We start from the raw sequence: 21,880 nt of genomic DNA on the forward strand, positions 1-21,880 counted from the left end.
TAGTTATTCATCCTCCTTTGTTTGCGTTAAATAAATAAATTCAGGATGTGGATGGCTTAAGAAATCGTGATGTGAAATAGACCATCCGTATGCACCTGCATATTTGAAAACAATAACGTCGCCTGTACTGATTGCCTCTATCTGTATTTCTCTAGCAAAGACATCTTTCGGTGTACATAATTGACCGACTAACGTTGTGTCCTGTCTCGAAATTGAAACTTTTTCAAATGAATATGGATTGTCCTTATAGCGATAAATGTCAAAAGGATGGTTATGCTGCCAAGATACCGGCAGTCTAAATTGTTGCGTACCTCCTCTTAAAATGGCATACCAAGCACCATGTACTTTCTTAATGTCTAGCACTTCTGTCACATAGTAACCAATATGTGCCACAATAAAGCGCCCACATTCAAAGTTCAATGTCACATCTTCCATTTCTTGCTCAACGATAAGTGTTTTAAAATTTTCTACAAAATTATCCCACTCAAATTGGCTAGTTAAATCTGCATAGTTAACGCCTATGCCACCACCAAGATTGATATGTTTGAGAGGAAATTGATGTTTTTCAGACCATGCCTTTGCTTTTTTAAAATAAAGTTTCACTACATCGACATGTAAATTCGAGTCTAAATTGTTAGAAATAGAATGAAAATGAAATCCATCTAGATGAATATTTGGCATTGCTAGCGCAGCTTCAATGACATCATCAACTTCGTCTTCAGAAATACCAAATTGTGTTGGGCGTCCTGCCATATGCAACGTTGCATTGGGAAATGGTCCTGCTAAATTAACACGCAATAAAATGTGTTGTGTCTTATCTTCATCTTCTAAGATGGCATTTAGCCGTTGTAATTCATGCATACTTTCAACATGAATACGCTGAACACCTTCACTTACTGCATATCTTAGTTCCTCGTCTGTCTTACCAGGGCCACCAAAAATAATATGATTTGCTGGTTTAAAAACAAGACCTTTTGCTATTTCACCTTGAGATGCAACTTCGAATCCTTCAACATACTGACTAATTGTATCTAGGATTGTTCGTTCACTATTTGCTTTCATTGCATAGTACATCTGACAATTACTAGGCAATGACGATGTAATATGTTGCAAATGATGTTCCAGTCCGACTAAATCATAGATATAATGACAAACTGGATGAGATTGTGCTTTTAACTGTTCAATAACAGGTTGAACTATACGCATTAGTCTTCATCCCCCTTCTGTTTAGACGTCGCTAGAGATGCACTTAAATGGCGATATATTTTTCCGCGATCATCACCTAAAATAAATGTTTGTACACCTTGTGCCTGCCATTTTGCAATATCTTCATCTTCACGTGGTAATGCACAAAAATGTTTACCATGTGCATTCACAACTTCAAAAATATGTTGAACATGTGATGTTACTTGATCATCACGCGTTTGCCATGGTATGCCAAGTGACTGGGATAAATCTGCGGCACCTTCGACTATCATGTCTAAACCTTCGACTTGTGCTATATCGTCAATGGCCATAACCCCTTCAACATCTTCTATCATGGCAATCACCATAATATGCTCATTAGCCATCTCCATTGCATCAAGTAATGGTGTACGTCCAAATCTTGCCATGCGACCACCATTCAAACTTCTTAATCCTTGCGGGTAATAACGACTTAATTTCACAATATGCTCAACTGTCTCACGATCTTTAACGTGTGGCACAATAATACCTCTCGCACCCATATCCAACACTTTAATGATATCTCTATCTATCACTGCAGTGACACGTACAATTGGTATAATATGCGCTGCTTCAGCTGCACGAATTAAATGCGCTAGTGTCTCATCATTAATCGCCACGTGTTCTGTATCAATCACAACAAAGTCATACCCGCTTGCTGCGATAACCTCTATCATCAATGGGTCCGGTATAGAATTAAAAATGCCATAAACTGAATCACCATTGTTTAATCTATGTTTCAGAGATAGTTGTTGCATCAGTAATACCTCCTACACCTAATGGATTTGTAACATGATGAATTCTTAACTCGGAGTCACTTAATAATCGACGTGTCGTTAACTTTTCAACTTGAATCGTAGGTTCAAACAAATCAAAATGTTGATAGTTATTCAGCTCTGGAAATGCTTCTTGATACGCCTCAATGATGCCTTTAACCCATTTCCATTGCAGCTTCTCATCGATACCATATTGCTTTTCAATAAATAAGATGATTTCGGCGATATTAATAAAGAAAAATGCATCATGTAAAAAGTCACGTACTAAACGTTCATCATCTGTTTCAATAAATGAATTACTATTCACTTTTTTATGTGCTTCTGGCATTGGCTTTAATGTCAGGTGTGAAGCAGCTTCACTTAAATGCTCACGCTTAAAACGAACACCATCATGGAAATCTTTTAAGGCAATACGTGTAGGCCAACCATTTTCATGAATGAGCATCATATTTTGTGCATGCGATTCAAAGGCAATACCGTGATAATAAAGCATATGAATCATTGGACGAATCGCTACAGCTAAAAATTGCTTTGTCCAAGCTTCAGAACCATATTGTTTAATCCAATTTTCAATGAATGGTACACCATCCTTATCACTCGCATAAAGTGCATTAAATGGTATCGCATCCTCTTCATCGATTAACATATGATATATATTTTCACGCCATATAACACCTAACGCACCATAAACTTGAGTTTGTTTATAAGGCGAAAGTTGTGTATTTAAATAAGACTGTCCTAAGACTTCCCCTAGAAAAGCTGTCTTTAATTCATCTTTTAAATACGTATCTTGTTGCTGTATCTGCTTTAACCAATCCGTAATTTGCGCTGCATTTTCAATTGTATGAGGCGCCAACACTCGTTTCGTTGAAGTATTCGTTATACTTATTGGTACCTTTAAATAATATTTTGTCGTGTCTATTGGCGACATCGTACGAATCGATTGTTGAGGGTGATATAGCTCATCACTTTCCCCTAACCATAGTACTGTGCCATTAAGCCTTTCTTCAGCCAAATCAACTTGAATGACATGTTCAAACTGCCATGGGTGTACAGGTATCATCTCAACATCATTTACATGTTTGCCAGACGCTTCAATTTGCTGTACAAAATGTTCATAAGTCTTATCGCCAACTTGTTGACGTAACATTTCGTTAACTACAACATTTCTTGATACCGTCGTTTCTACTTTATCTTTGTCGATAGCTAACCACTGCAGTTTAACGTTTGGTACAAAGTCAGGACCAAATTTCAAATTATCACTCAACGTAAATCCTAAACGTGATTTGTAACTTGGATGATACTGATGCCCTTCCATCGCATAAAATTCATAGTCGTTAAATGTCTCAGGTGTTGCTGGTGGGTTTGATTCTCGATACTGCATACTTTGCGTATCTTTTAGTTCTGTCTGTAATAACTCGACAATAAATTGTTCTAGCTTTTCATCATTTTTAGGAAATGTAAATACAACCTCTCTCAGTAATTGTGTATAGTCTGTTGTTGTATCTGCCTCATCTCCTACGACACGCTCAATTGGTGATGTGATACGTATACGATCAAAGCTATGTGTCTTTTCAGCAGTAAAACGATACTCTGAATCATTTCCTTCTATTGTAAAATAACCGACACCATCTTGATATGACGCTTTATACACAACAATATTCTCATAAATAAGCGATGATACCAATTGGTACATCACTCTAGTCTTTACACGATTAAGAATTGTTTGATTCACAATACGATACCTCCTTGTTATGACAAATTGGATTTGGTATATGTGTATAAATAGGGTTTGCACCACAATCATTCAATTTACTCATCAAATTCGCTTTAGCCGCAATGGTCGGCGTTTGATATAAATCTTCTACACAGTCAATAAATACTGCGTTATTCGCATATTCTTTTTTCCAAGTCATAAGACGATGCGCTACAAGTTTCCATAACACAACTTCATTTCTAGTCGCTTTACCAATAGTTGATACTAAATGTCCTAAGTGATTTACTACAACGTAATATTTAAGACGATGCCACGCTTCATCATGTGCATATACAACAGGGCTAGATGCTGCAACAACATTTGGCACAAGCTGTTTTTCAGTAGCAATCGTTCTAGATAGACAAATACCTTCTAAATCTCTGACATAGCACACTTCTGGTATGCCATCTTTTAATTCAATTAATGTATTTTGTACATGTGCTTCTAGACTAATGCCTGTGTTACTAAACAGCTTTAATATCGGCAATAATGTACGATCCAAATAACATTCAAGCCATGCTTCTGGTGCTAAACCACTTTGCTCAATCACTTGTGATAACTTAGAGGTCGGTGAATCAGGCATCGTTTCAAATAATGACGCCAATACATGAATATCTTTATCAGCATGGTAATTCGGTATCCCTTCACGAACAATCATGGCACTATTTGTTAATAAATCCATTTCAGGTTCAACTGTTTGCCCTAATGGATTCGGTAACAATGCACGATATCCTTCTTCAAACATCAATTTAAAATGGGGTGTTTCAACCTCATCTTTGACTGATGCGATAACTTGCGCGGCATCAATTGTCCGTTCAATCTGTTCAAGGTCATTCGTACGTATAAAATTAGTGATTTTAACGTGTATCGGTAATTTCAAATAAATGTTTAATGCTTTTGAAAATACAGTTCTAACCGAAGACGTCGGGTACACTGAATCACCGGAAACGCCAAGGTCTTTTATCAAACCTTGTTCACTATATTGCATATACTGTGGATGCTGTCGCAACACATTGATTTGATAAGGATGTATTGGTAATAAAATAAAATCTTTGGGTATCTCTGATATGTCTATATCTGCTAATTGATACAACACTTTCTCAACCTGATCTTCTTTACCTTCTACATAGCGCGTGAGCAGAACATCTTGATGCACAGCTAAATAATGCAATTGGAATGATGTATGACATTCGGGTGCATATTTCTCTAAATCTGCTTCTGAAAACCCACTTGCACTCTTAGGAGTCGGATGAAATGGATGACCTAAATATAAAGATTGTTCTGAAACGATATAGCGATCCTCTGCGTAGTCTATTGTGTTACTTTGCAAATAACGCGCCGTGCGATGAATGCTATTATCGATGTCAGACATAATTTGCGCCATATGTTGTTGCACTGCCGTTTGATTATCTGCACTTTGAGCCATATGTTGCAAAATACGCGCAATGGCTTCTTTATATGTTGTTAATTTCTTACTTTTACCATCAATAAGCCATACTTCTGGATGATACATATGATGCCCCATCGCAGACCAATAAGCGAATTGACCTGTTAACGTTTCGAGCTCAGATAATTGTATAGACCATTGATGATTTTGAGGTGGTACTTGATATAAATTTTCTTCTCTAAAATATTCATTTAAAATACGTTCGATAGCCGCATACGCTGCATGTTGTATTAATTCTTTATTTTGCACTTTTTTGTTTCAACTCCCATAATTTCATTAATGTGTGATCGTTGATTTGATTAGTGATGGTTGAACAAATTAAAAATAAACTACTTACAGCAAATACTATGCCCATAACGATAAACGTAGTAGCTGGTGTAGTATAACTTGTAATGGCAGCGCCACTAAGACTACCAATAATTTGACCAATAACTAACATACTATTTGTCGTACCAACAAATGTGCCTTTAAGTTGTTGATGACACGCATTCACGACGACAAACATGACACTTTGAATCAATGCACTATATGTTAATCCTTGAAGTATTCTTGCAGCCATTAAAAATTCTACATTCGTCGCTAAACCTTGCAGTATCGCACTACAACCACATGCAATCGTGGCAAATATATATACTGATTTAACATATGATTTATCATTAAAGCGCCCCCATAAAGGCGCGCTTAATATCGAAGCCGTCCAAAATGCGGACTGTAAAAATCCAATCACACTACGGTCATCTATCGCTGTATGATTCACTGATGAAGCAAGTGGTGATAATGCAGTTAGCATGCCATACATAGCAAAGTTTGCTAAAACGCCAACGATAATAAATCGACATGTTTGTTGTGTGCATAATAGACATTGAAATGAACGGCGAATACCTTTATTAATATTTGGTGTTTGTGATTTTGGCATATGTGTCGTTTCAATCAATTTTAATGCACCGAAAATACAGACAATAAAAGTAATAACGGCAATACTCATCAGTAACGCACTAAAACCTAATATCGAAGCTGTAACACCGCCAATTAATGGTCCCACAAGAGACCCTGCGCTGACTGAACTTTGCAGTCTTCCTAATACCTTTCCACGATCTTCAGCTGGCGCCTCTGCACTCGCAAACGCACTTGATGCATCAACAACACCACCAAATAGTCCCTGCAATAACCTCACAAGTACAAACTGTAATGGTGTAGTACACAATGCCATTAAAAATAAACATACCGCCAAACCAAGTAACGCTCGTAGCACCATCCATTTTCGACTGATCTTATCACCTAGCTTCCCCCATATCGGCGAAGCTATCATCGTCGTTACAGCTGGAGCAGCAATCGCTATACCACTCCACAACTGTATTTCTACGACTGATAGATTTTGTAGTGATGCCATATAAATTGGCAATAATGGCACAAGTACTGTCAGTCCAGCAATCGCTATAAACTGACTGAGCCATAAAATGCGAAAGTTACTGCGCCATATAGACTGATTAATCATATGTCACCATTGGATTTGGTACGGTAGTTAAACCTGAAGGCATACTACCTCCACCACTATCACGTTGATATAGCAATGGTAATAAAATTTGTTTAAATGGCCACGTCTGTTTATCAAATAAAATATGTCTGACAGCTAGCTGATCAGTTGTAACCCAGGAAATAGTTGCCACTTCATTTTTTAAAATTTGTTTTAACAACGACATAAGTTCATGCTCACTTACACCAAATAAATCTTGAATTGCATCAATAATGGCATATAGATTTACCGATACAGCTAATGTTTGAAAATAAGCAAAGAATGTTTCCAAATCTTCATTAATTAGCGTATTAGGTGTATCTTCTCTGACGACATACTTCGGCAATGAAAGCTGATGTGCTGTTAGCCATGGTTTATAAATTCTGACAGTATCATGATCACGTAACACGCATTTTTGTACACGTCCATCTTCAAATGACAACAATATATTTTGACCATGCAACTCTGGTAATGCGCCGTATTGCATAAATGATAGTGTTACCTTTAAAAAGACTTGTGCGATATCTTCAAATAACGTCATGACATCTTTTTTAGAAATATTATCTTTTCCACAAATCATTTGATATAAGGTGCGATCATTTGCCGCGAGTGCTGCCATTGACACTAGCTGTTGCGTATCATTTTTGGCTAGCACTTCGGGATATTTTCTTAGCTGAACAGTTAAATGACCTAATTGATCTTTGAAAATATCATTATCTTGACCCATATATGACCACCAAGCTGTTTCATCACAAACTGTGACATACTTAGCTAACATGGCATCTTTTTCTATAAGTTGACGTAATAATCGTTCGGCTTGTTCTCCGTTTTTCATGTAACGCGTAGGCGTTAGCCTTAATGCGCCTAATGACTGCATTGCAAATGGCACTTTAACATGGTTATACGGCGCTGCGATATTAATTAATGAACGCATACTTGAAGCCGATAGATAATCTCCAAATTTTAATGGTAATGGTACAACCAATTTTTCCCTAATCTCTTTCGCAAAGACGTTCGGCAAAATATGTTGATATTGCCAAGGATGTACAGGAAATAGTACATAGTCATCTATTGATAACCCTTGATCATGTAACATATCTGTCGCTTGTTCTTTTATAGGTGCTGTCAATGATTCTAATTCATCAATATTTGCAGTATCGCCATGAATCATTTGTGTCTTTTTAACTGCTGCAACCATTAAAGGAAATGATTGATTTAATTCAGCTTGATACACTTGATAATCCGCTTCTCTTAATCCTCTTTTTTCTTTAGCTAATGGATGAAATGGACGATCTTTTAAACTTGCAAACTGTTCGGACATCACAAAAGGATGCGACGCTAAATCTAATTCTGATAATTGTTTAGCAAGCTGTGTGGCAGCAGTAGTCAGTCCTTCTTCAACGCGAGCCACTTCCCATTCATGACTTAAATCACAATTCATATTAGCGATTGTTTGCCAAAATTCAGCTGCCGTTAAAGGTTGCTTAGACGCCCTTCCCTCTATCGTAATTGGTTGTGAACTTTCATAACGAAACATATTTAAAGCACTAAAATAAACAGGTATCTTTATTTGTTGTGTTTCACGTTTGTATATCAAAATGGTTTGTCCATTTTCTTTAGTAATCTCACTATTCGATACAATACCGGCTATATCTTCAAATAATAATGCATCAACTAAATCCCTTAATATTATCGTTTGTGCTGTATTGACTGCTGTATGATTCTGCAATGTTCAGACACCTCGCATTCTTAATATAGGTTCAATGTTGTCCCAATATTTTGTTGTTGTGCCTGTTGATAAATAAAGTAAGCACTTGAAATATCTTCGATAGCCATACCCATCGGATTAAGTAATATGATTTCATCATCGTCTTCACGTCCTGGTGTGTCACCTGTCACAAGTTGCCCTAGTTCAGCATGAAGTGCTTCTTTGCTGAATTTACCTTCTAACACCAATTGGTTAATAGTTTTCTTTTCTCGATTACATTGTGACCAGTCATCTACTACGACTTTGTCAGCTTTAATAAAGACTTCTTTATGCACATCCATGATAGAAATGTTGCTAATAAATGCACCCTTTTGTAACCAATCATATTCAATATATGGTTGATCCGTTACGGTACATGTAATGACTACTTCACCATTTGATACTGCTTCTTTAGCATTTTCTGTCGCAATAAAATTAATTTCCGGACGCTGTTGTTGCCATCTATCAACAAAGCGTGCACACGCTTCAGAGAATTGATCGTAAACAAAAACGCGTTCAATATGATCGAATTGCTCTAACATACTTTGTAATTGCTTGTCTCCGATTAGCCCGCAACCAATGATTGTTAAGTCTTTAAATCCTTTTTTAGCCAAATGCTTAGCTGCAATCACTGAAACTGCTGCAGTACGCATACTACTAATCAAACTTGCTTCCATAACTGCAATTGGATAATTCGTTTCTGGATCATTCAAAATAATGACACCACTTGCACGCTCCATATTACGTTTCGATGGATTGTCGTGCTTACTACCTATCCACTTAATACCTGAAATTGCGTGTTCACCACCGATATGACTTGGCATTGCAATAATTCGATCTGCGATGTGTCCATTTTCAGGATCCTGTCTTAAATACGGCTTAAGCGGTTGTACAAAATCATTGTGCGCATGCGCTGTTAATGCTTCTGTTAATGCGTCAACATAAACTTGTGAATGATTTCCTCCCGCTTGTTCAATATCTGATCTATTTAAATACAACATCTCTCTATTCATTCTGATTTAACTCCTTGTCTTGATTTCATTTTTTCTAACCATGTATCTGAATAAACTAAATCTAAGTAACGATCGCCTCGATCTGGTAAAATCGTGACAATTGTTGCACCTTCTTCAATTGACGTTATCAACTGCTCAATCGCTGCAATAATCGAACCTGTTGAACCTCCAGCAAATATACCTTCATAATCAATCAGTTTTCGACAGCCCAAAGCAGATTGATAATCATCTACATGGATCACTTGATTAATTTCTGATCTATTCAATATTTCGGGTACACGACTAGCACCGATACCAGGTAATTCTCTATTAATAGGTTTGTCACCAAAAATGACTGACCCTTTCGCATCAACAGCAACAATTTGTGCGTTTGGATGCACTTCTTTAATTTTTCTACTCATACCCATAATGCTACCTGTCGTGCTGACTGGCGCGACAAAATAATCTATAGGTTGCTTAATTGTTTCAACAATCTCTGTGCCTGCACCATGATAATGGGATTGCCAATTTAACTCATTCGCATATTGATTAATCCAATATGCATCGTCAATAGTGGCTAACAGTTCTTGCACCTTTGCAATACGAGTCATTAAATAACCCCCATGTGCATCAGGTTCTTCAACCATTTCTACATTGGCACCATAACTTTTAATAATTTTCAAATTTGTTGGTGATATTTTAGGATCAACAACACACGTGAGTTTTAATCCCTTGATTTTAGCTATCATTGCCAACGCAATGCCTAAATTACCAGAAGTACTTTCAATTAAATGTGTATTCTCAGTGATTAAACCATGTTTAATACCATGTTCAATGATGTACTTGGCAGGTCGATCTTTCATGCTGCCTCCAGGATTCATATACTCTAACTTTGCAAACACTTCATGTTTCGGAAATAGTTGATGAAGTTGAACCATAGGTGTTTGCCCTACAGAATCTAACAATGAATCGTGACATGCTTGACTTTTTTCAATCAAAAGCGCTTCCTCCTCAAATTTAAAATTCTATAATATTGTGTGTTACCTAATTGATAATGATTCTCACTATCAAGTAATTAGGATTATATTTTTTATGCATTTATATGTCAAATAATTATAAGTTGCATGTAAATCATAAATATTTTATTGACTTAGGAAAAAATTTAATTCATACTAAACCGTGATAATGATTCTCATTGTCATACATCACGAAGGAGGCTAATTAGTCAATGAATAAAGTAATTAAAATGCTTGTTGTTACGCTTGCTTTCCTACTTGTTTTAGCAGGATGTAGTGGGAATTCAAATAAGCAATCATCTGATAGCAAAGATAAGGAAACAACTTCAATTAAACATGCAATGGGTACAACTGAAATTAAAGGGAAACCAAAGCGCGTTGTTACACTATATCAAGGTGCCACTGACGTCGCTGTATCTTTAGGTGTTAAACCTGTAGGTGCTGTAGAATCATGGACACAAAAACCGAAATTCGAATACATAAAAAATGATTTAAAAGATACTAAGATTGTAGGTCAAGAACCTGCACCTAACTTAGAAGAAATCTCTAAATTAAAACCGGACTTAATTGTCGCGTCAAAAGTTAGAAATGAAAAAGTTTACGATCAATTATCTAAAATCGCACCAACAGTTTCTACTGATACAGTTTTCAAATTCAAAGATACAACTAAGTTAATGGGGAAAGCTTTAGGGAAAGAAAAAGAAGCTGAAGATTTACTTAAAAAGTACGATGATAAAGTAGCTGCATTCCAAAAAGATGCAAAAGCAAAGTATAAAGATGCATGGCCATTGAAAGCTTCAGTTGTTAACTTCCGTGCTGATCATACAAGAATTTATGCTGGTGGATATGCTGGTGAAATCTTAAATGATTTAGGATTCAAACGTAATAAAGACTTACAAAAACAAGTTGATAATGGTAAAGATATTATCCAACTTACATCTAAAGAAAGCATTCCATTAATGAACGCTGATCATATTTTTGTAGTAAAATCAGATCCAAATGCGAAAGATGCTGCATTAGTTAAAAAGACTGAAAGCGAATGGACTTCAAGTAAAGAGTGGAAAAATTTAGACGCAGTTAAAAACAACCAAGTATCTGATGATTTAGATGAAATCACTTGGAACTTAGCTGGCGGATATAAATCATCATTAAAACTTATTGACGATTTATATGAAAAGTTAAATATTGAAAAACAATCAAAATAATTAAGGAGTTTTACGATGCTACTTAAACCAAAATACCAAATCGTTATTGCTGGTTTATGTCTTGCAATAGTAGCTATCTTAAGTTTAATGATTGGAAATACGCTTGTGTCACCAGGTACGGTGATACAGGCGTTATTCAACTTTGATAGTGAAAACGATTTACATGATGTTGTCACTGGTGCACGGGCGTCGAGAACAATCATTGCGCTATTGACAGGCGCCGCACTAGCAGTCTCAGGTTTGTTGATGCAAGCACTTACACGAAACCCAATAGCATCGCCGGGGCTTTTCGGTGTCAATGCAGGCGCAGTATTTTTTGTCATCTTTAGTATTACATTTATCCAAATTCAATCTTTTAAAATGATTGTTGTCATCGCGTTTTTGGGTGCTATTGTTGTTACAGTCTTAGTCGTTGCACTAGGGATGTTTAGACAAACCCTATTTTCACCTCACCGTGTCATTTTAGCGGGTGCCGCGATTGCGATGTTATTTACAGCTTTTACTCAAGGCATTCTCATTATGAATGAAACAGACTTACAAGGCCTATTATTCTGGTTGAGTGGCTCCGTTTCATTACGTAACATTTGGGATATCCCATGGATTATTCCGCTTGTATTGATACTTATTTTAATTGCATTTAGCATGGCTGCACACATCAACATCTTGATGACAAGTGACGACATTGCCACTGGACTCGGACAAAACATAAAATTAATCAAATGGATGATTATAATGCTCATTAGTATGCTAGCAGGCATCTCGGTTGCTGTAGCTGGATCAATCGTCTTTGTAGGACTTATTGTACCGAATATTAGTAAACGATTATTACCACCAAACTATAAGTATTTAATTCCTTTTACTGCATTAACCGGCGCAATCCTAATGATTATCTCAGACATTGTTGCTCGTATTATTATTAAGCCACTAGAGTTGCCTATCGGTGTCGTTACCGCTGTCATTGGCGCTATTGTCTTAATCTATCTTATGAAGAAAGGACGTCAACGCTTATGACCGAAAAGATTAATAAAAAGGACAATTACCATCTCATCTTCGCGTTAATCTTTTTAGCCATCGTTTCAGTGGTAAGTATGATGGTTGGTTCAAGCTTTATACCATTACAACGCGTACTGATGTACTTTATAAATCCAAATGACAGTATAGATCAATTCACTTTAGAAGTATTACGCTTACCTCGCATTACACTTGCGATATTAGCTGGTGCAGCACTAGGGATGAGCGGTTTAATGTTACAAAATGTCTTGAAAAATCCAATTGCCTCACCAGATATTATCGGAATCACAGGTGGTGCTAGCTTAAGTGCTGTTGTCTTTATTGCATTTTTCAGCCATTTAACGATACATTTACTTCCTCTATTTGCTGTATTAGGTGGCGCAATTGCAATGGTGATTCTATTAGTGTTTCAAACGAAAGGTCACATTCGACCGACAACACTCATAATCATCGGTATTTCAATGCAAACATTATTTATTGCACTTGTACAAGGGCTACTTATTACAACAAAGCAACTATCTGCAGCCAAAGCTTATACTTGGTTAGTCGGAAGTCTTTACGGTGCAACGTTTAAAGATACATTCATTTTGGGTATGGTAATCGTAGCTGTTATTCCGTTGTTATTTCTTGTTATACCTAAAATGAAAATATCTATACTTGATGACCCTGTAGCGATTGGCTTAGGTTTACATGTACAACGTATGAAGCTGATTCAATTAATCTCTTCTACAATACTCGTATCTATGGCAATCAGTTTAGTAGGAAATATTGGGTTTGTCGGTTTAATTGCACCACACATCGCGAAAACAATCGTTCGCGGAAGTTATGCTAAAAAGTTACTAATGTCAGCAATGATTGGTGCCATATCAATTGTTATCGCAGACTTAATTGGACGCACCCTATTCTTGCCTAAAGAAGTGCCGGCAGGTGTATTCATTGCTGCGTTTGGTGCACCATTCTTCATATACTTATTATTAACCGTGAAAAAGTTATAAAGATATTATTAAAACAAAATGACCTCACAACAACGTTAGCAAAATGATTCAGCTAACTAACAGTTGCGAGGTTTTTTTATACATATAGTTGTTGTTAATGTTAACAAGCGTCGACTTTCTTAATTACATATTAATACTTTATATACAAATAACACCGACTCATATTCTATAATATCAATCAATATTCTTCGATTTTTCAAATATCGATAACTATTTCTTATTTAAATATAGTGTTTGATAATGTCATTTATTCAAAAACACAAATTTTAATAAAAATATCATATTATTTTTAATTGTAAATTATGGATTATTTTTCTTATTATATTGTGTTATATTAAAATAAAGTGCATATACAAGGAGATAGAACAATGAAATATAATAACCATGACAAAATTAGAGATTTTATAATCATTGAAGCATATATGTTTCGTTTTAAGAAAAAAGTCAAGCCTGAAGTCGATATGACTATAAAAGAATTTATATTACTGACTTATTTATTTCATCAGCAAGAAAACACACTTCCATTTAAGAAGATTGTTTCAGATTTATGTTATAAACAATCGGATTTAGTACAGCATATAAAAGTACTTGTGAAACATTCATATATTAGTAAAGTTCGAAGTAAAATTGATGAGCGTAATACTTACATTTCAATATCTGAAGAACAACGAGAGAAAATTGCAGAACGTGTTACATTGTTTGATCAAATCATTAAACAATTTAATCTTGCAGATCAAAGTGAATCACAGATGATACCAAAAGATAGTAAAGAATTTCTAAACTTGATGATGTATACAATGTATTTCAAGAATATTATCAAAAAGCATCTAACATTAAGTTTTGTAGAATTCACAATTCTAGCTATTATCACTTCTCAAAATAAAAACATCGTTCTTCTTAAAGATTTAATTGAAACAATCCACCATAAATACCCTCAAACTGTTAGAGCTCTCAATAATTTAAAAAAGCAAGGCTATCTAATAAAAGAACGCTCAACTGAAGATGAAAGAAAAATTTTAATTCATATGAATGACGCGCAGCAAGACCATGCTGAACAATTATTAGCTCAAGTGAATCAATTATTGGCAGATAAAAATCATTTACATCTTGTTTTTGAATAATATCTCTATTACGCAAGTGTGCTGTATTCTAAAGTGCACTTGTGTTTTCTATTTTTTAATAAAACCTCAGCACATTATGAACAACTTTCTATTTTCTATATCTCTTAAAACCATTTCCGAAATTAAACCTCAGCACATTCAAAATTCCATTTTATTCTTAAAAATATTTTTTAACTCATATGTAATAAACCGCTTTCATTATAAAAAATATCTATATATTTTATCTGTTTTTATTAATCGGAATAGCGTGATTTTGCGGTTTTAAGCCTTTTACTTCCTGAATAAATCTTTGGACAAAATTTTTATTTTATAAGTTGTAAAACTTACCTTTAAATTTAATTATAAATATAGATTTTAGTATTGCAATACATAATTCGTTATATTATGATGACTTTACAAATACATACAGGGGGTATTAATTTGAAAAAGAAAAACATTTATTCAATTCGTAAACTAGGTGTAGGTATTGCATCTGTAACTTTAGGTACATTACTTATATCTGGTGGCGTAACACCTGCTGCAAATGCTGCGCAACACGATGAAGCTCAACAAAATGCTTTTTATCAAGTGTTAAATATGCCTAACTTAAACGCTGATCAACGTAATGGTTTTATCCAAAGCCTTAAAGATGATCCAAGCCAAAGTGCTAACGTTTTAGGTGAAGCTCAAAAACTTAATGACTCTCAAGCTCCAAAAGCTGATGCGCAACAAAATAAGTTCAACAAAGATCAACAAAGCGCCTTCTATGAAATCTTGAACATGCCTAACTTAAACGAAGAGCAACGCAATGGTTTCATTCAAAGTCTTAAAGACGATCCAAGCCAAAGCACTAACGTTTTAGGTGAAGCTAAAAAATTAAACGAATCTCAAGCACCGAAAGCTGACAACAATTTCAACAAAGAACAACAAAATGCTTTCTATGAAATCTTGAACATGCCTAACTTGAACGAAGAACAACGCAATGGTTTCATCCAAAGCTTAAAAGATGACCCAAGTCAAAGTGCTAACCTTTTAGCAGAAGCTAAAAAGTTAAATGAATCTCAAGCACCGAAAGCTGATAACAAATTCAACAAAGAACAACAAAATGCTTTCTATGAAATCTTACATTTACCTAACTTAAATGAAGAACAACGCAATGGTTTCATCCAAAGCTTAAAAGATGACCCAAGCCAAAGCGCTAACCTTTTAGCAGAAGCTAAAAAGCTAAATGATGCACAAGCACCAAAAGCTGACAACAAATTCAACAAAGAACAACAAAATGCTTTCTATGAAATTTTACATTTACCTAACTTAACTGAAGAACAACGTAACGGCTTCATCCAAAGCCTTAAAGACGATCCTTCAGTGAGCAAAGAAATTTTAGCAGAAGCTAAAAAGCTAAACGATGCTCAAGCACCAAAAGAGGAAGACAACAACAAGCCTGGCAAAGAAGACAACAACAAGCCTGGTAAAGAAGACGGCAACAAACCTGGTAAAGAAGACGGCAACAAACCTGGTAAAGAAGACAACAAAAAACCTGGCAAAGAAGACGGCAACAAACCTGGTAAAGAAGACAACAAAAAACCTGGCAAAGAAGATGGCAACAAACCTGGTAAAGAAGACGGCAACAAGCCTGGTAAAGAAGATGGCAACAAGCCTGGTAAAGAAGATGGCAACAAGCCTGGTAAAGAAGACGGCAACAAGCCTGGTAAAGAAGATGGCAACAAGCCTGGTAAAGAAGATGGCAACAAGCCTGGTAAAGAAGATGGCAACAAGCCTGGTAAAGAAGACGGCAACGGAGTACATGTCGTTAAACCTGGTGATACAGTAAATGACATTGCAAAAGCAAACGGCACTACTGCTGACAAAATTGCTGCAGATAACAAATTAGCTGATAAAAACATGATCAAACCTGGTCAAGAACTTGTTGTTGATAAGAAGCAACCAGCAAACCATGCAGATGCTAACAAAGCTCAAGCATTACCAGAAACTGGTGAAGAAAATCCATTCATCGGTACAACTGTATTTGGTGGATTATCATTAGCGTTAGGTGCAGCGTTATTAGCTGGACGTCGTCGCGAACTATAAAAACAAACAATACACAACGATAGATATCATTTTATCCAAACCAATTTTAACTTATATACGTTGATTAACACATTCTTATTTGAAATGATAAGAATCATCTAAATGCACGAGCAACATCTTTTGTTGCTCAGTGCATTTTTTATTTTACTTACTTTTCTAAACAACTTCTGAAACGCCTCAACACTTTCTACTCTGATTACATATACGACATTTTTAGACATTAAAAAATCGAACTAGACAAGATGCTCATTGCATTTCGTACTAGTTCGATTCATGAATAATTAGATTTAAAATGTCATTTGAATCCAAGTGACAACATTATTTATATTTAGAATATTAACGTTAGTATAAACGTCCAAACACAAATAAAGGCAACAAATATAATACTGTATTTTAACGTCATTTTTAATAATGCAGATTCTTCACCAACTTTTTTAACAGCTGCAGTCGCAATGGCAATTGATTGTGGTGAAATAAGTTTCGCTGCTACACCACCTGCAGTGTTAGCCGCCACAAGTAATGAACCGCTTGTTGAAATTTGTTGTGCCACTGTCGCTTGAATAGGTGCGAATAAAGTATTGTTATTTACAACTGAACCAGTCATAAACACACCAATCCAACCTAATACTGGAGAGAATAATGGGAAAATTGCTCCCGCTTTAGCAATACCTTGTCCAATTGCTACAGTCAAACCACCGTATGTCATAACTTTAGCAATAGCTAGGATAGCTGAAATTGTAAGGATCGGTAACCATAATTCTTTAATTGCTTCGACCAATAAAGCACCTGCACTTTTCCATTTTAACTTCGTAATTAAAATTGTAATAATTACTGTTAATAAAATCGCTGTCCCAGTTGCACCAATTAAATCGAGACGCAACGCAATTCCTTTAGGCGATAAATCACTCACAGTATTTGGAATTGGCAATTTTATTACTAAACTTTCAAGTGCACCTCCAGGTTGGAATAATTTTTTGAAGAATGGTGCACTCCATACTAATACAAAGGCAGTTAAAATGACGAACGGACTCCAAGCAAAGACAATTTCTTTAGGCGTTCGTTTTTGAATTTTATGTTCAGACGCTTCCAATCTGAAAATGTTTTTCGGTTTAAATTTACGACAAACAAATGCTAACACCACCATTGTTGCTAGTGATGGAATAATGTCTGCTAGTTCTGGACCATGGAATATTGTTAATAATAATTGTAATCCAGTATATGTACCACTCACTGTTAAAATGACAGGTAAAATTTCTTTAATACCTTTCATACCATCTACAATGAATACTAAAACAAATGGAATAATAAAGTTTAAAATTGGAAGTGTTAATGCTGAGTATCTCGCAACATCTAATGTTGTAACGCCTCCACTTAAGTTAAACGTATCAATAATACTAACTGGTAAACCAATTGCACCAAAGGCACCCGCCGCACCATTAGCAATTAAACATAACATCGCTGCTTTTAATGGTTCAAATCCAAGTTGAATTAATAATACTGCACAAATCGCAATTGGCACACCAAATCCTGCTGCACCTTCTAAAAATGCGTTGAAACAAAATCCAATTAATAATAGTTGGATTCTTTGGTCCTCTGAAATACTTGCAATACTATCTTGAATAATAGAAAATTGTCCTGTTTTAATAGAAACTTTATATAACCAAACTGCCATTAAAACGATATATCCTATTGGGAAAATACCGGCAACAACGCCTTCTGTAATCGCACCTGCTGATACACGCGCTGGTAATTCAAATACAAATAAAGCCACAATCAATGTAACAACCAAAGTTGTCAATGCTGCATAAATGCCTTTCATTTTAAAAACGGTTAAGCATAATAAAAATAAAATAATAGGTACTGCTGCAACTAAGGCTGATAATCCAACATTATCGAATGGATTTACAGTAAGTAGTGTCATAATGACTCCCTCTCTTTATATAAAATATTTATCATCCTGATTAATCTACAACCTATTTCAACTTATATTTTGCGATGATCACATATTTAAAATGTAACACTCCTATATGTGACAGGCAATCGAATTTTTACAAAAAGTTCACAAAATATACACAATATTTAACTATAATAAATAATATATCATTTTAATTATAAATACTAGATATTATTTATAATAATCTCAGGAATCCGCTTCAAAACTGCATCATGACAGTTTATATTTTTATTGAGAATCTCTCATTTTATGAATTGTAGGAAGTAAACAAAATATGACAAGCGTCAAACCAATGATAATGATAAATATCATATTAAACCATAGTAAATTGAATTGATGATGGTGTTGTATTTGCCAAATTTCTAATACTGTGAAGATAGACATATAGCTCATAATCTCTAAATTTAACGTACTTAAAAATAATTTAATCGCTCGAATTTCACGTGGTGTATGATTATAATGTGACCATTTGGCAAATCGTTCATAGTATCTACCTGCAATGAAAAATATAAGCCAAATCACTATAAATGCGCTATTAATCAAAAGCAGCACCCATTTATCAGCAAAGTTATCAGCATCCCCTGCTAAATTATAGTGAATAGGTACTTTGGTTGGTAATTTTGAATAAGTCACTACTGTATAGCACATCATAGCTAAGTAAATAAGTAGACTTAATATTGTAAAAGACCTGATTTTAGACATTCTATCGCCTCTTTCTTTACATTTTATGTATAACACTCTGCCTATTTTACCTTTTAATTACATTACCCCAAACGATTAAACAATATGTAATGATACTATAATTGCGTCAGGAGTATCCGCTTGTTAAATGTACATAGCTTATATTTAGCTGTTTAACATGCCACATAATGATTCGAATTATTCCAAGTCCCGCACCTCAGAATCAAAAAACATTCGAGTGATAAAATTTTAAAAATCAAAAATATAAAAATGATCTAATTTCGTCAAATTTACCAATATAAATACTAATATTTGCAATTCACAAAGGGGTATAGTCTGAGTGTATTCTAATACGAAAGGACTTGGTGGATATGTATTACAGTTATGGAAATTATGAAGCATTTGCGCGCCCTAAAAAACCTGAAAATGTAGAAAACAAATCCGCTTACTTAATCGGATCTGGTCTAGCTTCACTTGCTGCAGCTTGTTTTTTAATAAGGGATGGTCAAATGGAAGGTTCTAAGATTCATATTTTAGAAGAGTTACCCAAAGCGGGCGGTAGTCTTGATGGTGAAAATATGCCTTTAAAAGGCTATGTTGTCCGAGGTGGTCGTGAAATGGAGAACCACTTTGAATGTTTGTGGGATTTATTCAGATCTATCCCTTCACTTGAAATTGATCATGCGTCAGTATTAGATGAATTCTATTGGTTAAACAAAGAAGACCCTAACTATTCTCGCTGTCGTGTTATTGAGAAACAGGGTCAACGTTTAGTCACAGATGGAGACTTCACTTTGACTAAAACGGCGATTAAAGAAATTTTAGATTTATGCTTAACGAATGAAGAAGATTTAGATGATGTCAAAATAACAGATGTATTTTCCGACGATTTCTTTAATTCAAACTTTTGGATTTACTGGAAAACGATGTTTGCATTTGAACCGTGGCATTCTGCAATGGAAATGCGTCGCTATCTAATGCGATTCGTTCATCATATTGGTGGTCTCGCAGACTTTTCAGCTTTAAAATTCACTAAATATAATCAATATGAATCCTTAGTATTACCTATGGTTGAATATTTAAAATCGCATGGGGTTCAATTTGAATACGATGTAAAAGTAAAAGATATTAAAGTAGATGTTACGACAAGTCAAAAAATTGCCCGAGAAATATTAATTGACCGTAATGGTAATGCAGAATCTATTAAACTGACTATAAACGATCTTGTCTTTGTGACAAACGGTAGTATTACAGAAAGCTCTACTTATGGTGATAATGATACACCAGCGCCACCAACTGACGAATTAGGTGGTAGTTGGACACTATGGAAAAATTTAGCACGACAAAGTCCTGAATTTGGTAATCCTGATAAGTTTTGCCAAAATATTCCTAAAAAAAGTTGGTTTGTTTCTGCAACATCGACAACAAACAATAAAGATATTATCGATACAATAGAAAGCATTTGTAAACGTGACCCTCTTGCAGGCAAAACGGTTACTGGCGGAATTATTACAATCAATGATTCTGCATGGCAAATCAGTTTTACAATCAATCGTCAGCAACAGTTTAAAGACCAACCTAAAAATGAAATATCTACGTGGATTTATGCCTTATATTCAGATGTAAACGGCGATTATATTAAAAAGCCAATCACAGAATGTAGTGGTAATGAAATATGTCAAGAATGGCTATATCACTTAGGTGTACCAACTGACAAAATTGAAGACTTAGCAAAACATGCATCTAATACGATTCCTGTTTATATGCCATATATTACCTCTTATTTCATGACGCGTGCTATCGGCGACAGACCTTTAGTCGTCCCGCATCAATCACAAAATTTAGCATTTATTGGTAACTTTGCAGAAACAGAGCGAGATACTGTATTTACAACAGAATATTCGGTTCGTACTGCCATGGAAGCTGTTTATCAATTACTAAATATAGATCGTGGTATTCCAGAGGTCATCAATAGTACATTTGATCTTCGCGTCTTAATGGATGCCGTATACGAACTGAATGACCATCAAGATTTGCGCGAGATTACTAAAGATTCGAAAATGCAAAAACTCGCATTAGCAGGATTCCTTAAAAAGATAAAAGGTACGTACATTGAGTCATTATTAAAAGAGCACAAATTGTTATAACGAAAACCATTAATAGATTTTTATTTGGTGATTTCAAATCATGGAGTGGGATAGAAATCATATGTTCACAAACTTTATTTCATTATCCCACTCACATGATTTTTTTGATGACACATAATTGCATGATTGATTGCATCATTTTGTTAAACAAGTGATTACAAACCTGCCATTTCACACTGAAAATTTACATAATAAGTGACGATATTTTACAAGTCATATACAAATAAC

16 protein-coding genes are annotated in these 21,880 nt (G+C 35.1%); 6 read left to right on the forward strand and 10 right to left on the reverse strand.

Translation table 11 applies throughout. The features are described from left to right. Nucleotides 1–3: 3 nt before the first annotated feature. The 8 genes from sbnH to sbnA are packed head-to-tail and all read right to left on the reverse strand — an operon-like array spanning nt 4 to nt 10,453. Complete coding sequence (gene sbnH, locus NST10_RS09485) at nt 4–1,206, reverse strand: staphyloferrin B biosynthesis decarboxylase SbnH (RefSeq protein ID WP_001223717.1); 1,203 nt, start codon at nt 1,204–1,206, stop codon at nt 4–6. Further along, a complete protein-coding gene (gene sbnG / locus NST10_RS09490; RefSeq protein ID WP_001186805.1) occupies nt 1,206–1,982 on the reverse strand; it encodes a staphyloferrin B biosynthesis citrate synthase SbnG in 777 nt (258 codons plus the stop codon). The genes sbnH and sbnG overlap by 1 nt, the downstream gene beginning before the upstream one ends. Next, complete coding sequence (gene sbnF, locus NST10_RS09495) at nt 1,957–3,807, reverse strand: 3-(L-alanin-3-ylcarbamoyl)-2-[(2-aminoethylcarbamoyl)methyl]-2-hydroxypropanoate synthase SbnF (RefSeq protein WP_001794515.1); 1,851 nt, start codon at nt 3,805–3,807, stop codon at nt 1,957–1,959. Before sbnF ends, sbnG begins: the two co-directional genes overlap by 26 nt. Next, nucleotides 3,716–5,452, reverse strand: coding sequence for an L-2,3-diaminopropanoate--citrate ligase SbnE (gene sbnE, locus NST10_RS09500; protein WP_001179895.1), 1,737 nt, complete (start codon nt 5,450–5,452; stop codon nt 3,716–3,718). Before sbnE ends, sbnF begins: the two co-directional genes overlap by 92 nt. Then, nucleotides 5,442–6,698 carry a staphyloferrin B export MFS transporter gene (sbnD, locus tag NST10_RS09505; RefSeq protein ID WP_000610053.1) on the reverse strand — a complete coding sequence of 419 codons (1,257 nt, stop codon included), beginning with the start codon at nt 6,696–6,698 and terminating at the stop codon, nt 5,442–5,444. The genes sbnE and sbnD overlap by 11 nt, the downstream gene beginning before the upstream one ends. Beyond that, nucleotides 6,691–8,445 carry a staphyloferrin B biosynthesis protein SbnC gene (gene sbnC / locus NST10_RS09510; RefSeq protein ID WP_001179395.1) on the reverse strand — a complete coding sequence of 585 codons (1,755 nt, stop codon included), beginning with the start codon at nt 8,443–8,445 and terminating at the stop codon, nt 6,691–6,693. The genes sbnD and sbnC overlap by 8 nt, the downstream gene beginning before the upstream one ends. A 20-nt stretch (nt 8,446–8,465) precedes the next feature. Further along, complete coding sequence (gene sbnB / locus NST10_RS09515; protein ID WP_001078457.1) at nt 8,466–9,476, reverse strand: N-[(2S)-2-amino-2-carboxyethyl]-L-glutamate dehydrogenase SbnB; 1,011 nt, start codon at nt 9,474–9,476, stop codon at nt 8,466–8,468. After that, on the reverse strand, nt 9,473–10,453 hold the full coding sequence (sbnA, locus tag NST10_RS09520; RefSeq protein WP_000570808.1) for a 2,3-diaminopropionate biosynthesis protein SbnA: 981 nt from the start codon (nt 10,451–10,453) through the stop codon (nt 9,473–9,475). Before sbnA ends, sbnB begins: the two co-directional genes overlap by 4 nt. A 230-nt stretch (nt 10,454–10,683) precedes the next feature. Here sbnA and sirA point away from each other — a divergent pair, with 230 nt between their 5' ends. The 5 genes from sirA to spa all read left to right on the forward strand — a co-directional run bounded on the left by sirA (nt 10,684) and on the right by spa (nt 16,870). Next, nucleotides 10,684–11,676: a staphyloferrin B ABC transporter substrate-binding protein SirA gene (sirA, locus tag NST10_RS09525; RefSeq protein WP_001045124.1), complete on the forward strand. Its 993-nt coding sequence runs from the start codon at nt 10,684–10,686 to the stop codon at nt 11,674–11,676. A gap of 15 nt (nt 11,677–11,691) precedes the next feature. Continuing rightward, on the forward strand, nt 11,692–12,687 hold the full coding sequence (sirB, locus tag NST10_RS09530) for a staphyloferrin B ABC transporter permease subunit SirB (protein WP_000925002.1): 996 nt from the start codon (nt 11,692–11,694) through the stop codon (nt 12,685–12,687). Beyond that, nucleotides 12,684–13,682 carry a staphyloferrin B ABC transporter permease subunit SirC gene (gene sirC / locus NST10_RS09535; protein WP_000136645.1) on the forward strand — a complete coding sequence of 333 codons (999 nt, stop codon included), beginning with the start codon at nt 12,684–12,686 and terminating at the stop codon, nt 13,680–13,682. The genes sirB and sirC overlap by 4 nt, the downstream gene beginning before the upstream one ends. A 368-nt stretch (nt 13,683–14,050) precedes the next feature. Beyond that, complete coding sequence (sarS, locus tag NST10_RS09540) at nt 14,051–14,803, forward strand: HTH-type transcriptional regulator SarS (RefSeq protein WP_000876758.1); 753 nt, start codon at nt 14,051–14,053, stop codon at nt 14,801–14,803. A gap of 420 nt (nt 14,804–15,223) precedes the next feature. Further along, the gene (spa, locus tag NST10_RS09545; RefSeq protein WP_339209669.1) at nt 15,224–16,870 is read left to right on the forward strand and encodes a staphylococcal protein A; all 1,647 of its coding nucleotides are present in this window, start codon (nt 15,224–15,226) and stop codon (nt 16,868–16,870) included. A gap of 328 nt (nt 16,871–17,198) precedes the next feature. Here the strand turns inward: spa and NST10_RS09550 are convergent, their stop codons facing one another. Together NST10_RS09550 and NST10_RS09555 are read right to left on the reverse strand one after the other, a co-directional pair. Continuing rightward, nucleotides 17,199–18,791: an L-lactate permease gene (locus tag NST10_RS09550; RefSeq protein ID WP_000173891.1), complete on the reverse strand. Its 1,593-nt coding sequence runs from the start codon at nt 18,789–18,791 to the stop codon at nt 17,199–17,201. Between the two features lie 261 nt (nt 18,792–19,052). Continuing rightward, nucleotides 19,053–19,526, reverse strand: a complete 474-nt coding sequence (locus tag NST10_RS09555) for a DUF1648 domain-containing protein (protein WP_000036329.1) — start codon at nt 19,524–19,526, stop codon at nt 19,053–19,055. Nucleotides 19,527–19,876: 350 nt separating this feature from the next. Between NST10_RS09555 and NST10_RS09560 the strand changes: the two genes are divergently transcribed. After that, nucleotides 19,877–21,652, forward strand: coding sequence for an oleate hydratase (locus NST10_RS09560; RefSeq protein WP_000291835.1), 1,776 nt, complete (start codon nt 19,877–19,879; stop codon nt 21,650–21,652). Nucleotides 21,653–21,880: the final 228 nt, after the last annotated feature.

It is taken from the genome of Staphylococcus sp. FSL W8-0305 (genome assembly GCF_037966415.1).
GTDB lineage: Bacteria > Bacillota > Bacilli > Staphylococcales > Staphylococcaceae > Staphylococcus > Staphylococcus aureus.